Origin of the sequence: Clostridium polyendosporum (assembly GCF_018332455.1) — a bacterium.
Lineage (GTDB): Bacteria > Bacillota > Clostridia > Clostridiales > Clostridiaceae > Clostridium_AY > Clostridium_AY polyendosporum.
In genome coordinates, this window is the sequence record NZ_BOPZ01000038.1 from 13,534 (window position 1) to 27,615 (window position 14,082).

Here is a 14,082-nt window from a genome sequence, read left to right on the forward strand (position 1 = left end):
TATTAAGCTTTGTAAAAAATATGATATAATGATTGATAGCTAGGAGGGATATTTATGCAACAATTTGAAAAAGTAACAATTATAAAAAAAGCAAATGTTTATTTTGATGGAAAAGTAACAAGTAGAACAGTATTGTTTGAAGATGGAGAAAAGAAAACACTAGGAATTATGATGCCTGGAGAATATGAATTTGGTACAGGTAAGAAAGAAATAATGGAAATAATGGCAGGTAATCTTGATGTATTACTTCCTGGTAGCAATGAATGGGTTACAATTACAGGAGGACAATCTTTTGAAGTACCAGCCAATTCTAGTTTTAAATTAGTTGTAAAAGAATTAACAGATTATTGTTGTTCATATTTGGATTAGTGTACATAAAGAATACAAGGATAGAGTGGTAGATATCACTCTATTTTTATTTACTGTTATTTTGCAAAGTGAAATCTGACTTAAGCTGTAGATAAACGGCTTCATAACTGAATTTATAATTCATGAAAAATCATTACATGTCGAGGCTATTTTCATGAATTGTTTAAGGATTGAAGTTGTGTATCTTTAGTAGGTTCGATACCAGGTCGTTTTTTATTAATAATTAAGTGCTTTTCTGTTATACATTTTATAGATGATTAAAACAGAGCTGTGTCTTCCAATAACTCACAACATAATACTCTCTTCTTAAAAGAATAATATAAATATAAGTTAATTTAAGGAGGAGAAAAAATGGGAGAAAGAAGTCATGTTGACACATCTAAATTAGAAAAAGTACCATCAGGGCATCCTTTTGAATATAAAGATGTGGTACAAGATAACTATCCAACAGAAGAACATACTGAAGATGGAAAGAGATTTAAGGAAGAGGTATTAAATAAAACATACTCTAATGTATTTATAGATAAGGATACAGGAAGTCATCTTTTGTATAGAAAAAAATAGTTCATTAGTACTTTAGAGACATTTTAAACAACTAAATATTCGAATATTTTGGTAATTATTATTGATGTAAAAATAATAGATTTTAAACTGTTTCAAATAATTTCATTAGAAAGTATGGAGCAAGAGGCAATCTCTTGCTCCTGTTGTTTATTACCATTTAGCAAAGTGAAAGTTAGCTAAAACTGAGAAGGCTTGATGCCGGAACAGTTTTTTTCATATAGAATAAAACAATATTGTATTGTATAATGTGTGAGAATAAATATATGTATAAAAAATATATTTTTTAAGGGAGAATAAGAATGTCAGATAAAAATATTGAAATGATGAAAAAGCTTATTGAAGCAAAAAAGAAAAAGGGTTTGCAGCAAGGTTCTACTGCAAGGCCACAAAAAAGTATCGGCCAAAGTAAAAAAGGTGTTAAAAATAATAAAAGTGGTGGACTATTTGATAAATAAGATAAGAAGCTTATTTAATAATTTAATAATTTAATAATTTAATAATTTAATTAAAAAACTAGGAGCAAGGGGAATCCCGTGCTCTTTTCTTATTTACAACTATTTCACAATGGGAAATCTAGCTATAACTGAGCAGCTTTATTTACCATAGATTATTACACTAGTAATAAAAATCTATAATAATTAATATTTATAAAGTAAATAAAAAACAAAATATTCTTAAAATTTTCGTAACAATAATAAGTTATACTGACAGTAATAAAGTAATATAAGATGTACGTCTTATTTTATCTAACCATTTCGCTGAATCAAAATAGGAGGGAATATGCTATGAGAAGTATAACCTATGGTGAAGTATCCTTTAGTACAATGTGTCAATTAATTAAAAACTATATTCAAAAATCAAGAAATGATGAATATAAAATAACTGTAGGCACTGATTCTCAAAATCATGATATAACCAAAGTTGTAGTTGTGGTAGCGATATGGAGAGTAGGAAAGGGTGGAATATTTTTTTACGATATAAAACAAGTAAAAAAAATTACAAACATATGGCAAAAGTTATTTTATGAAACTAGTTTAAGTATAGAAATGGCAAGAAAACTCTCTTTGTATTTTAATAAAGATGATAAAGAGCATGATATAAGTATTCATGTTGATGCTGGAGAGGATGGCGCTTCATCATCAATGATTCCTCAAATAGTAGGTTGGGTTAAAAGTTGTGGATTTACCTGCAATACTAAACCTAATTCCTATGCTGCTTCATCCATAGCAAATAGGTATTCAAAATAAAGCTTAGAGCTATTGATCTTATTAAATTTAAGTCACATGTCATTTTTTCAAATGACAGCAAATAATAGCAGTTGAAATACAGATATTTCATTTTATAAGTTTTAATAATTATAATTTTACCAAATTACTAATATTACAATAAGCTATAAGAATATTTTCATAAGACAAATTAAATGCTATTAAAGTAGAAAAAATACTGTAGTAAAGATAAACAACTTCAATCCTTAATTAATTCAGGAAAATAGCCTCATCATGCAATGCTTTTTGCTGAATTATAAGTTCAGTTATGAAGTTGTGTATCTATATATTAAGGAGGTACGTTATGGATAGATGTGATATAGAATGTAATACTTGGCACGATATTCTTATAAGAAAAGGATTTGATACTAATCTGTCAAAATCACTTATAGGGTTTATATCTTGGAATAAGGGAGAGGAATTCAAAAAATTAGGAAAAGAGATAACTGAAGTGCTTTCAGGATATGAAGGAAAAGTATTTGTTAAAGATGTTGCTAGTACAAAACTTAATGATAAGGGTCTGTTATTTTTTAACAAAGATATACCTGAAGATATATCTAATAATATTTTTGATGCTATTATGGATTATGAACAGAATGAGGTATATAATACATTAACTCACTAGCATTTATGATTAAGTTAAAGTACATAAAAATAATTAATACTAATTAATCATATAATAAATATACTGAGAATTATTAGTATCTTATTAATAATTCTTATAAATATTTATTATATCTTCACAATATGGACTTCTTCTGTTAAAATATAATTAAGGAAGCTATATTATTAAAATAATATAGGATTGTACAATCTTAAAAGTTTTACTCGTCCTCGAATTGTTTCAAGGGCGAGTTTTGTTTTATAAATCTTTCTGTAAAATATATCCAAATACCATGAAGAAAATTTTGCTGTTATATGGAGGAAGGAAATTATGTTAGATAGTAAAAATACTTTACCGCAAGATAATAAACTATTATTAGATGTATCAGAAATATTACAATCTAAGGAACGCTTAAAAAATGTGCTTAAAGAAACTAAGCTTATATATAGTGAAGTTTTTAGTAATGAATTTAATAATGAGGTTTATATAAAGCCTGAAAATCTTCAAACTACTGGAGCTTTTAAAATTCGTGGCGCTTATAATAAAATTAGTAAGTTATCTGATGATGAAAGAAAAAAGGGTTTAATTACTTCTTCAGCAGGAAATCATGCTCAAGGTGTTGCATATGCATCACAAAAACTTGGTGTACAAGCAACTATTGTTATGCCGAAGACAACCCCTCTTATCAAGGTTGAAGCAACAAGACAATATGGGGCACATGTGGTACTTCACGGAAATTGTTATGATGAAGCTTATGCGGAAGCTAGAAGGTTAGAAAAAGAAAATGGTTATACATTTATCCATCCGTTTAATGATTTAGATGTTTCTGTTGGTCAGGGGACTATAGCCTTAGAAATAATAGAGGAGCTTAATGACGTAGATTGTATTATCGTTCCTATTGGTGGAGGCGGACTTATAAGTGGTATTGCTTTAGTTGCCAAAGCACTTAAACCAGATATAAAAATTATTGGTGTAGAACCAGAAGGTGCACAAGCTATGAAATTATCAGTTGATAGTAACAAGCTTGTTTGTTTAGATACTGTAAAAACAATTGCTGATGGTGTGGCTGTTAAAGTGCCTGGTGATATTAATTTCTCAATTATAAAAGAGTTAGTTGATGAAATAGTAACAGTTTCTGATTTTGAGATAATGGAAGCCTTTTTAGTTCTCTTAGAAAAGCATAAGTTAATTGGTGAAAATTCTGGTGTATTGCCACTTGCAGCTTTAAAGAAGATTAAAGAAAAAAATAAGAAGATTGCATGCGTAATTAGCGGAGGAAATATAGATGTTCTTACTATATCATCTATGATTGATCGTGGACTTGTATCACGTGGAAGATTATTCTGCTTTACAGTTGAATTACCAGATAAACCAGGACAACTTCTAGAGGTTTCTAAGATTCTTGCAAGACTAAATGCAAATGTTATTAAGCTTGATCACAACCAATTTAAGACGTTGGACAGATTTATGCAGGTACAACTTGAAGTTACTGTTGAAACAAATGGTCATGATCATGTTAATCATATTATAGAGGAATTAGAGAATGAAGGATTTCCAATAGTGAAAGTATATTAGATCTTACTTTATCTATAAAAATAAAACAAGACCCTTAATGTATTATAAAAATACTTCAAGGGTCTTATTTTATTTCCTGTAATAAAGTATATCTTTGTTCATCAGTTGGATTCGGAATTTGTTTATCTTTAATACAACTTCTAAAAAATAATATTATCTAATGAATGTCTATAATTCTCCATCCATTATCGAATTTTTTAAGCGTAAAAGTAGTTTCAACGTCATTATTGGATACCTTTCCTTTTGAGTCTCTTACATTAACTGTTACAAGTGCAATTATAGTAGCAGTATCGTCTTTTATATCCTCTGAGATTACTTTATTAATAGTTATTTGAAAATCTGAATTATATTCTGTAAGATTTAGTAGCCTTGGGAATAAGTCCGTGATTGCAGATAAGTCTGGTGTTCCAAAAAAGTCAGCCATGGCTTTATTTGATGCTGTATAAAGTTTTTCATATGTTGGATCCACACAACTCATAGCTTTATTTATGTCTTCATTATTGATAGCAGTAATGAACTTTTCTAATGCATACTTAGGAGAATCTGTAGAAGAATTATATAATAGAAAAGCAAAGATAATTACTAAAGAAGCAATTAATAATATATTTATAATTCGATTTTTAGAAGTTATTTTTTGTGTAGGTATAGTGACATTAGTAGCAGGAGTTTCTGAACCTATGGGAGGAGCAGATAGCTGTGTTGGGATGCCACAGGAAGGACAAATATTTATATCATCTTCTATTTCAGAGCCGCATTTATTACAAAATTTCATAGATTTAGCTCCCTTCACTATTTAATTCACAATAAATATATGATATAAGTTTGTTTAATATTCAATTACAAATTTAGGGTATATAATAGAAATAGGAGTACAAAACATGTAAATTTGCACTCCTAATTATATTTATAAAATTAAGGGCTGTTTTTTATTAAAGATAATAATTTTAATTCTTAATCAATTCAGTTATGAAATTATTTATCTATATGAAAAGTATTTTAAATATTTATTATCATGATTTACCGGTTAGTATAGTAAACTTAAGTAAGTACAATAAAAAAATATGTTTTTAAGTTTATTTATTACTACAGTTATGGGACGGGCTGTTTGTGCAAAGTTAACCAATTTTCCTTAAAAAAGATATAGAATATAAATAAAGTAGAGGTGTTTATAGTATGAAAGATCTTATTGATTTTATCCTATCCGATAAAGTGTATATAATCATGGCGGTAGCAATACTATTTTCAATAGTACTGGGAATCATTTTAATAACAAAGTTAGTAAAAGAAATCAATGTATTGGGTGAAACATATAAGCGACAAATTAAAGTTAATAGACATAAAGAAAACCTTGAAAGTGTATCTAACCAGAATGATTGTGTTAACAGAAATAATAGTAAAGATAACTTTAAAACAGAAAGTATAGTTAATAATAATCCAGATTTAAATATTGATGTTGATGAGATTCCTATTTTAAAACCTGAGGTAAAAGCTGAAATAATAAGTAGTATTGAATCTAATAATGAAGTTCAGGAAACTCAAATATTCAATGTTCAAATAACAAGGGCTATTTTACAAGAAACTAAAGCACTTAAAGAATCTAAGAGTTTAGCAACTCTAGTTTGTCATGAAGGGGAACAAATAAAGGAGTACTATATAGGGAAGAATACCACGAATATAGGAAGAGATTCTGAAGTTTGTGATATTGTTATATTAAATGATGAGCATATAGGGAGAAAGCATGCTCTAATATATTTTAAGAATAATCACTTTTATTTAGTAGATTTAAATAGTAAAAATGGAACTTATGTAAATAGTGATAGAATTGAAGGAGAAAGACAAATACATGATGGAGATATAATTAAATTGGCAACTACAGAACTAAAGTTTAAAATATATTAATGGTTTGGAAAGGTGGTAAAGAGTATGTTTTTAGCCAATGTAATTCATGGGAGTTATTCAGACAAAGGAATTAGAAAAGAAAATCAGGATGCTCATTTTTTTCTTATTAAAGATAAAATAGCTGTGCTTGCAGTGGCTGATGGTATGGGAGGATACAGCTTAGGGAGAGAAGTTGCATTAGCTATAGTTGATGCTGTGAAAAGAGAACTTAATCTATGTGATAATTTTTCAATTGAATATTTAAAACTTCTTATTAATAAGAAGTATATTCAGGTTAATGATTATCTTTATGATAAGTATAGATCTAAATCTATTTTAACTGGATCAACATTATCTACTTTATGTTTTGTAGAAGATAAGTTTCTGTCAGTTAATGTGGGAGATACAAAAATATGCAGAATTAGAAATAATGAAATCATAACTATTTCTAAAATACACAATGTGGCAGCAGAACAGTATGAAAAAGGAATAATATCTTACTTAGAGTATAAGAATAATAGTAAAAAAAATGTATTAACTCAATGTATTGGAATAGGAAAAAGTATTAATCCTCATTTTTCTATAGATAATTTTCATAAAGGAGATTACTATTTTATCTGCAGTGATGGGGTGTATAACCATATTGATGATGATGATTTTTTAGATGCTTTTTTAGGAAAAAAGATACATACAAATGAAGACATGGAAATGGTTTGTAAAGATATAGTTTTGAAAGCTTACAGTAATGGTAGCAAGGATAATATGACTATAGTAGCATTTAAAATCATATAATTCAAATCAATTGAGGATACTTACTTTAATAACTCTTATTAATCTTATGTACAAGCTTGTGAAAACGTCTGCAAAAAGTCAAAAGGTCACTAAAAATAAGTAAACACAGAAAAGAAAGGTATATTTTAATATGAAACAAAAACAAATAAAAGCTATGCTGTTTTAGTATGGCTTTTTAATTTGTTTATTTTTAGATTTTTGAAACATTAATTTACGTGATAAGACTTAAACTAATATTAATTGAGGCAAGGTCATATAATAGAATAGTTTTGTGGATTAAGAGAGTTTAAGAATTAATACATATAAGTTATTACCAATATATATAAAGGAGGGGCAGTTATGAATTGTTCAAATTGTGGCGCTGAAATCAAAGAAGGTACTAAGTTATGCACAATCTGTGGTGTAGCTGTAGATTTAGAAGAAAATATAGGTGAGCAAATACTTATGCAGCATCAACAAGAGAAACAAAGCATAGAATCAAAGGATACTATTAAAAAAAGAAAGTTTGTACATAAGAAAAATTGGATAATTTGTATTATAACTACAATTACTTTAATTGTAGTTTTGGAATGTATTATTTTTACAAAATTTATTAAAGTAGAAAAGATAAAGGAGAATATAGATTTAGGTAATAAGTATTTACAGGAAGGTAAAGATGAAGAAGCTAAAAATTATTTTAATAAGGCGATACATATAGATAACAATAGGGTGGATACTTATATAGATATTGGTGATTATTATAGAGAGCTAGAGGGAACTTGGTATGAGGCAGTACAGGTTTTCTCTAAAGGATACATAGAAACTAAAAATAAGGATTTAAAAAAGAAACTATATGAATTAAAAGAGAAAATGTCAGGTAATACTCCAGGGAATATAGCTAATGGAGGGAGAGTAGCAAGACAAGGAGAATGGATATATTATAGCAATTATGCAGAAAAATTAAATTTATTTAAGATTAAAGCTGATGAAACTGATAAGACTAGGTTAAATAATGAACAAAGTCAGTATATAAATGTTGTAGATGATTGGATATATTATGTTGAGCCAGATGGAATATATAAGATACACACTGATGGAAGTAATCGTACAAAGCTGAAGGATGCTAATAGCTATAAACAAGTAGTAATTAATCTTATAGATGATAATAGTACTACTATAGATGGTAAGAATTATAAAGATTTAATTAGTAATAGTAAGTTTTCTATTATAACCTTAAATGTAGTTCATAATAAGTTATATTATACTGTAGATTTGGGTCTAATGAGTGATATGGATCCAAGTGGAATTATAGTAAGTTCTAATATTGATGGTACTGAAGAAAAAGTTCTTTGTTCATTTAATGACAATATAAAATCATCTCAGGGTGAAAAGGGAGTTAATCCTGCTGGATGTATGGTTTTAGGAAATTGGATATATTACTATAATATATATGATGAAGTTTCTTGGCCATTATTTAGAATAAAAACAGATGGAACAGAGAATTCATGGTTTAATGAAGCTGTTATAATGGGTATGGCAGCTAGCGACAATTATATATATTATATAAATTATAATGTATATGATATGTCTCAGTCTGGCATATACAAGGTAAGTGAAGACTTAAAGGAAAACGTTAAGTTTAAAGTTGGAGACATCACTAATATAGGGGCAATCAATGTTTTTAGAGACTATATTTATTATTCTTATGGAAATGATTTATATAGGATGAAAAAAGATGGAAGTGATAAAATTAGGCTCTATAATGCTGAGAATTGTCCTAAGATTTTCTGGATAAATGTGATTGAAGACTGGATTTATTTTGGAGCAGATTTTAAATCTGGAGAGCATTATTTATTTAAGCTTAAAATGGATGAAAAGAATTAAAACAAGTTTATTAATATATTATGTATTTAAAAATAATACTTACGTTTAGATTTACTATGAAAATTATTAATTTTAGATAAAAATAAACTCTCACAGAGTTGTGAGAGTTTATTTACGTACATTAAGGTTTACTATATATACTATTAAAAATAATGTACTTTAATGCAACAGTATAATGAGTATGTTTCTGAGTTTATTCTATATCATTTAAGTTATATGGAGTTTCTTGATATAAGTAGTAATTTATCCAGTTAAAGAATAATAAGTTCGCACTACCTCTCCAGCGAACTACAGGATTTTTCTTATCATCATCATCTTTAAAATAATTCTTAGGCTTCTTTATTGATAATCCTTTATTAATATCTCTCCAATATTCTGATGCTAAGGTGGTTGCATCATATTCAAGATGACCAGTTATAAAAATTTGTCTTTTGTTTTTTGTTTGAACAATAAAAACTCCTGCTTCCTCTGATTCACTTAAAAGCTCAAGTTCTTTAATTTTTTCGATATCTTCTCTTTTAACCTCAGTATGTCTTGAGTGAGGAGCATAAAACTCATCATCAAAGCCTCTTAACAACGATGGATTTCCGCTACAGACACTATGACTAAATACACCAAACATTTTTCCGTTCAATGGATATTTAGGTATTTTAAAATGATGATATAATCCTGCTTGTGCTCCCCAGCATATATGAAGAGTAGAAAAGACATTGTGAACACTCCAGTCCATAATTTCTTTTAACTCATCCCAATAATCTACTTCTTCAAAATCCATTTGCTCTACTGGCGCTCCCGTTATTATAAGACCATCAAATTTTTGATCTTTAATCTCACTAAATGTATGGTAAAACTTCGTCAAATGTTCTTCAGAAGTATTCTTTGAATCATGACTTTCAGGATGAAGCAATACTATATCTACCTGAAGTGGGGTATTAGATAACATTCTTAATAATTGAGTTTCTGTTGCAATCTTTGTAGGCATTAGATTCAAAATAACTATTTTCAAAGGTCTAATGTCTTGATGAAATGCTCTATCTTCAGTAATCACAAATATATTTTCGTTACTTAAAATACTAGCAGCAGGTAAATTGTTTGGAATTTTAATTGGCAAAATAAATCAACCTCCTTATGTAAACAGTTTTAATTAATAATATGATTAAGTTATTAAGAATAATATAATGAGGCCCTTACAGTATTATATCATTTATATTAAATTTATAAAGAATAGATACTCATTAATATAATTATTTTATTGGAAATAAGTTATATTTGATACAGAGATATGTTTATTTTACTAGAAGATGCATGATGATTAGAGAATAGACTATAAGTAAGAAAATAAATTTCGTCTATTAAATTTATATGAAATAAAATTTAATTCCTCATAAAATAGTGTTGACGAAAAAATTAACTTATCTTATCATTAAATAATAAGATATAAGAAAAATTTTCTATAATGTGAAATTTTATCAATAATCTATCTAAATTTAATAATTAAACTTACATTATGTGAGAATATATGAGGAGGAGAATAAAATTGACTAGTGATGATTTAAAGAAAAGCTGTGCTAGAGAAGCCCTAAAATATATAAAAAGTAATACTATAATAGGTCTAGGTGGAGGTAGTACCATATCCTACTTAATAGAGTATATAAAAGAAAATAAAGATCTTAAGGTTAAAGTGGTTACCCCTTCTGCAAAAACAAAAATGCTCTGCATAAAAAATGGACTAGAAGTTCTTCATACTTGCTCTGTTGATAAAATAGCTGTAGCTTTTGATGGATGTGATGAAGTTGATGAAAATCTAAATGCTATAAAAAGTGGTGGTGGTATTCATACCAAGGAAAAACTAATTGCCACAATGGCTGAGGACTACATACTTCTTGTAGATGATACTAAATTTGTAAAAACCTTAACATTTAAGCATCCTGTAGTACTTGAAATTTTGGAGGATTCCCTAAAGTATGTTGAAAGTGTAGTCACAGAATTAGGTGGGAAACCAATAATTAGAAACAGTGCTGCAAAAGATGGTTTTACCATAAGTGATAATGGAAACTTATTGATGGATGTATTCTTTCATAATGTGAAGGATATTTATAAACTTGAAAATAGTTTAAAAAATATTTGTGGAGTTATTGATACCTCTTTGTTTACTAATGTTGTTACTAAGGCATTGATTGTTGGTAGAGATGATATTAGAATGGTTTCTAGAAAAAATTATTAAGGTATGAGGTGAAAGATATGAATAAGATAAAATGGGCAATATTAGGACCAGGGGCAATTGCATCGGATTTTGCAAAAGCCATAACGCAGGTAAACGAAAGTATACTATATGCTGTAGGGTCAAGATCATTGGAAAAAGCAAAGGAATTTGCAAATAAATATAATGTTAAAAAAGCTTATGGTAGTTATGAAGAAATGTTAAAGGATGATGAAATTGATGTAGTTTATATATCAACTCCTCATTGCAACCATTATGAATATATAATAAAGAGTCTTCAAAACAATAAACATGTATTTTGCGAAAAAGCGATAACTGTTAATGGTGAACAATTAATGGAGATAGCTAACCTAGCGGAAAGCAAAGGATTGATTGTAGCAGAAGCTATGACTATTTTCCATATGCCATTATATAAAAAGTTAAGAAATATTGTTAACTCAGGACAAATAGGAAAGCTTAAAATGGTTCAAGTATCCTTTGGAAGCTGCAAAGAATATGATGTTACTAATAGATTTTTCAGTAAGGAGTTAGCAGGAGGAGCATTACTTGACATTGGTACTTATGCACTATCTTTTACTAGATATTTTCTTTCAAACCAACCAGATGAAGTTTTAACTACAGTTAAAAAATTTGAGACTGGTGTAGATGAACAATCTGGTATAATATTAAAGAATTCTAATGATGAAATGGCAGTAGTTTCTTTAACTATGAGAGCAAAAATGCCAAAAAGAGGCGTTGTGGCAGGAGAATTAGGATTTATAACTGTAGATGACTTTCCAAGAGCATCTAAAGCTACTATAAACTATCTAGATGGAAAGGTAGAAGTGATAGAAGCTGGTGAAACATCAAAAGCGTTAATTTATGAAGTTGAAGATATGAATAACTGCATTTTAAATAAAAATAATACAGATACATTAGCATTATCTATTGATGTAATGAATATTATGGATGAAGTTAGAAATCAATGGGGAATAAAATATCCTTTTGAATAATATATAAGCATTCTGAAAAATAAAAAATATGCTTAATGTCTTTAATATTAAGGCATTAAGCATATTTTGATGTTCTTGTATTAAAACTAATATCATTCTTATTGGCACTAATGTCATTTTAATAAATGTCAATCCCAACTTTGTGTACTACATATATTCCATTAGTGTCATTATTATTACAATTCAACAAAGGAGTAATAGGAAATTGAAAAAGAAAGAAAAAAGTGTATTAGACAAAATCTTTGCAGTTTATGAAAACTTATATCAAGCAGAAAAAAAAATTGCTGATTATGTTATTAATAACGAAGAAAAGATTATTGATATGACAGTTTCTGAGCTGTCATTTGAAAGTAACGTTAGTGAAGCTACTATAATAAGATTTTGTAAAAAATGTGATTTTAAGGGATTTCATCACCTAAAGATAAAACTTGCAAAGGAAATGGTAAATTCAGAAGAAAAGAATGTATCTAATGATTTAGATCCAAATAATATAGGACAATCGCTTCAAAACATATTGGCAAACAAGATTGAAGAATTAAAGCAAACTATATCAATGATGGATGAAGATGTCATTAAAAAAATATTAAATGCAATCAAGAATGCTAGAATTGTGCAATTTGTAGCATTAGGAAATACCATACCTATAATTTTAGATGGAGCATATAAATTTAATCAAATAGGAATACCATCCGTTGCAAATACCATATGGGAAAGTCAACTTGCTTTTGCATACACACTAACTGAAGAGGATGTAGTGATATCTGTATCTAGTTCTGGCTCTTCAAAGAGACTTTTAACTTTAATTGATATTGCAAATGAAAAACATGCTACTACAATTTGCATAACAAATCATGAAAAATCTCCATTAGCTAACAAATGTAAATACCATATAAGTACAGCTACAAGGGAAAAATTATTTTTTGACGAATTTAGTTTTACTAGAATATCTACTATGGCTGTTATAGAAATACTATTTTTATTGTTAATTGCAGAAAAAAGAGATGCTTATAGTTGGATTAGCAAGCATGAACATTCTATGGCAGATGACAAATTTTAAATAGAAGAGAGGTAACAAATGCAAACAATTACTTTATTTAATTTATCAGTATGGCAATTTATATGGATTATAATAGCAGCATTCGTTGTTGGGTTTTCAAAAACCGGGATTAGTGGTTTTACAATGCTTGTTATTCCAATAATAGCTAATGTATTTGGAGGTAAAGAGTCTACAGGTGTTTTATTACCTATGCTTTTAATAGGTGATATTTTTGCTGTATGTTATTACAACCGCCATGCGGATTGGAATAATATCAGGAAGCCTTTGCCATGGGCATTAGTTGGATTAGTATTAGGGAGTTTTGTAGGAAATTATATAAATGATAAACAATTTAAGATTCTTATTGCTATTTCAGTTTTAACCTGTTTAGGTATTTTACTTTATACTGAAAAGAAAGGTGATAAGTTTAAGGTTCCTAAGGGAGCTTGGTTTTATATTCTAACAGGAATAGCTAGTGGCTTTACATCTATGATAGGAAACGCTGCTGGACCTGTATTGAGTATATATTTATTAGCAATGGGTTTCAAAAAAAATGAATTTTTAGGTACATATTCATGGTTCTTTCTAATAATAAACTTAACAAAAGTTCCTTTACAGATTTTTTTCTGGAACAACATTTCATTAGAAAGAATTATACTTGCTTGTGTTATGATACCTGCAATTACTTTAGGCGCCTTATTAGGTATAGCGACTATCAAGAAGTTTAATGAAAAAGTCTTTCGTACAATTATTATTGTAATGACAGCTATAGTAGCGATAAGGTTGTTTATATAAGTCCTTTTATAGCTCTGTTTGGTACTGTAAAAGTGTAAGTGTTAAGCATCAAATTTCTGATGTTGAACATTTGCACTTATTTTTTTACAATTAGGGAGTAATGGTCTGACGGAGCTCTGTTAGGATTA

The 14,082-nt window shown here is 28.1% G+C and carries 15 protein-coding genes; 13 read left to right on the plus strand and 2 right to left on the minus strand.

The annotated features are described in order from the left end of the window. Nucleotides 1-54 precede the first annotated feature (54 nt). The 6 genes from ppnP (at nucleotide 55) to ilvA (ending at nucleotide 4,377) form a co-directional block, all read left to right on the plus strand. The gene (ppnP, locus tag CPJCM30710_RS15790; RefSeq protein WP_212905127.1) at nucleotides 55-369 is read left to right on the plus strand and encodes a pyrimidine/purine nucleoside phosphorylase; all 315 of its coding nucleotides are present in this window, start codon (nucleotides 55-57) and stop codon (nucleotides 367-369) included. Nucleotides 370-720: 351 nt separating this feature from the next. Next, nucleotides 721-933, plus strand: a complete 213-nt coding sequence (locus CPJCM30710_RS15795) for a hypothetical protein (RefSeq protein WP_212905128.1) — start codon at nucleotides 721-723, stop codon at nucleotides 931-933. A 299-nt stretch (nucleotides 934-1,232) separates the two neighbouring features. Continuing rightward, nucleotides 1,233-1,388: a hypothetical protein gene (locus CPJCM30710_RS15800; RefSeq protein WP_212905129.1), complete on the plus strand. Its 156-nt coding sequence runs from the start codon at nucleotides 1,233-1,235 to the stop codon at nucleotides 1,386-1,388. 330 nt (nucleotides 1,389-1,718) lie between these two features. Next, nucleotides 1,719-2,180 carry a ribonuclease H-like YkuK family protein gene (locus tag CPJCM30710_RS15805; RefSeq protein ID WP_212905130.1) on the plus strand — a complete coding sequence of 154 codons (462 nt, stop codon included), beginning with the start codon at nucleotides 1,719-1,721 and terminating at the stop codon, nucleotides 2,178-2,180. A 322-nt stretch (nucleotides 2,181-2,502) separates the two neighbouring features. Beyond that, nucleotides 2,503-2,823: a hypothetical protein gene (locus CPJCM30710_RS15810; RefSeq protein ID WP_212905131.1), complete on the plus strand. Its 321-nt coding sequence runs from the start codon at nucleotides 2,503-2,505 to the stop codon at nucleotides 2,821-2,823. Between the two features lie 309 nt (nucleotides 2,824-3,132). Beyond that, nucleotides 3,133-4,377 carry a threonine ammonia-lyase gene (gene ilvA / locus CPJCM30710_RS15815; RefSeq protein WP_212905132.1) on the plus strand — a complete coding sequence of 415 codons (1,245 nt, stop codon included), beginning with the start codon at nucleotides 3,133-3,135 and terminating at the stop codon, nucleotides 4,375-4,377. Nucleotides 4,378-4,534: 157 nt separating this feature from the next. Here the strand turns inward: ilvA and CPJCM30710_RS15820 are convergent, their stop codons facing one another. After that, nucleotides 4,535-5,149 (minus strand): zinc-ribbon domain-containing protein, encoded by a 615-nt coding sequence (locus CPJCM30710_RS15820; RefSeq protein WP_212905141.1) that lies wholly within the window; start codon nucleotides 5,147-5,149, stop codon nucleotides 4,535-4,537. Between the two features lie 401 nt (nucleotides 5,150-5,550). Between CPJCM30710_RS15820 and CPJCM30710_RS15825 the strand changes: the two genes are divergently transcribed. The 3 genes from CPJCM30710_RS15825 (at nucleotide 5,551) to CPJCM30710_RS15835 (ending at nucleotide 8,910) form a co-directional block, all read left to right on the plus strand. Then, on the plus strand, nucleotides 5,551-6,276 hold the full coding sequence (locus CPJCM30710_RS15825) for an FHA domain-containing protein (protein WP_212905133.1): 726 nt from the start codon (nucleotides 5,551-5,553) through the stop codon (nucleotides 6,274-6,276). Nucleotides 6,277-6,300: 24 nt separating this feature from the next. Beyond that, a complete protein-coding gene (locus tag CPJCM30710_RS15830; RefSeq protein WP_212905134.1) occupies nucleotides 6,301-7,047 on the plus strand; it encodes a PP2C family protein-serine/threonine phosphatase in 747 nt (248 codons plus the stop codon). Nucleotides 7,048-7,386: 339 nt separating this feature from the next. Further along, the gene (locus CPJCM30710_RS15835) at nucleotides 7,387-8,910 is read left to right on the plus strand and encodes a zinc ribbon domain-containing protein (protein WP_212905135.1); all 1,524 of its coding nucleotides are present in this window, start codon (nucleotides 7,387-7,389) and stop codon (nucleotides 8,908-8,910) included. 193 nt (nucleotides 8,911-9,103) lie between these two features. Here CPJCM30710_RS15835 and metA read toward each other — a convergent pair whose 3' ends face one another. After that, a complete protein-coding gene (gene metA / locus CPJCM30710_RS15840) occupies nucleotides 9,104-10,021 on the minus strand; it encodes a homoserine O-acetyltransferase MetA (RefSeq protein ID WP_212905136.1) in 918 nt (305 codons plus the stop codon). 426 nt (nucleotides 10,022-10,447) lie between these two features. Here metA and rpiA point away from each other — a divergent pair, with 426 nt between their 5' ends. The 4 genes from rpiA (at nucleotide 10,448) to CPJCM30710_RS15860 (ending at nucleotide 13,954) form a co-directional block, all read left to right on the plus strand. After that, on the plus strand, nucleotides 10,448-11,134 hold the full coding sequence (gene rpiA, locus CPJCM30710_RS15845; RefSeq protein WP_212905137.1) for a ribose 5-phosphate isomerase A: 687 nt from the start codon (nucleotides 10,448-10,450) through the stop codon (nucleotides 11,132-11,134). A 17-nt stretch (nucleotides 11,135-11,151) separates the two neighbouring features. Next, nucleotides 11,152-12,123, plus strand: coding sequence for a Gfo/Idh/MocA family protein (locus CPJCM30710_RS15850; protein ID WP_212905138.1), 972 nt, complete (start codon nucleotides 11,152-11,154; stop codon nucleotides 12,121-12,123). 205 nt (nucleotides 12,124-12,328) lie between these two features. Further along, the gene (locus CPJCM30710_RS15855; RefSeq protein ID WP_212905139.1) at nucleotides 12,329-13,180 is read left to right on the plus strand and encodes a MurR/RpiR family transcriptional regulator; all 852 of its coding nucleotides are present in this window, start codon (nucleotides 12,329-12,331) and stop codon (nucleotides 13,178-13,180) included. 18 nt (nucleotides 13,181-13,198) lie between these two features. Next, complete coding sequence (locus CPJCM30710_RS15860; RefSeq protein ID WP_212905140.1) at nucleotides 13,199-13,954, plus strand: sulfite exporter TauE/SafE family protein; 756 nt, start codon at nucleotides 13,199-13,201, stop codon at nucleotides 13,952-13,954. Nucleotides 13,955-14,082 lie beyond the last annotated feature (128 nt).

What these genes read in the sequence shown, in the direction of transcription:
- CPJCM30710_RS15795 (WP_212905128.1), top strand. Translation starts at nt 721, where the DNA reads ATGGGAGAAAGAAGTCATGTTGACACATCTAAATTAGAAAAAGTACCA.
- CPJCM30710_RS15850 (WP_212905138.1), top strand. Translation starts at nt 11,152, where the DNA reads ATGAATAAGATAAAATGGGCAATATTAGGACCAGGGGCAATTGCATCG.
- CPJCM30710_RS15805 (WP_212905130.1), top strand. Translation starts at nt 1,719, where the DNA reads ATGAGAAGTATAACCTATGGTGAAGTATCCTTTAGTACAATGTGTCAA.
- ppnP (WP_212905127.1), top strand. Translation starts at nt 55, where the DNA reads ATGCAACAATTTGAAAAAGTAACAATTATAAAAAAAGCAAATGTTTAT.
- CPJCM30710_RS15860 (WP_212905140.1), top strand. Translation starts at nt 13,199, where the DNA reads ATGCAAACAATTACTTTATTTAATTTATCAGTATGGCAATTTATATGG.
- CPJCM30710_RS15830 (WP_212905134.1), top strand. Translation starts at nt 6,301, where the DNA reads ATGTTTTTAGCCAATGTAATTCATGGGAGTTATTCAGACAAAGGAATT.
- CPJCM30710_RS15825 (WP_212905133.1), top strand. Translation starts at nt 5,551, where the DNA reads ATGAAAGATCTTATTGATTTTATCCTATCCGATAAAGTGTATATAATC.
- CPJCM30710_RS15800 (WP_212905129.1), top strand. Translation starts at nt 1,233, where the DNA reads ATGTCAGATAAAAATATTGAAATGATGAAAAAGCTTATTGAAGCAAAA.
- CPJCM30710_RS15810 (WP_212905131.1), top strand. Translation starts at nt 2,503, where the DNA reads ATGGATAGATGTGATATAGAATGTAATACTTGGCACGATATTCTTATA.
- CPJCM30710_RS15820 (WP_212905141.1), bottom strand. Translation starts at nt 5,149, where the DNA reads ATGAAATTTTGTAATAAATGCGGCTCTGAAATAGAAGATGATATAAAT.
- CPJCM30710_RS15835 (WP_212905135.1), top strand. Translation starts at nt 7,387, where the DNA reads ATGAATTGTTCAAATTGTGGCGCTGAAATCAAAGAAGGTACTAAGTTA.
- ilvA (WP_212905132.1), top strand. Translation starts at nt 3,133, where the DNA reads ATGTTAGATAGTAAAAATACTTTACCGCAAGATAATAAACTATTATTA.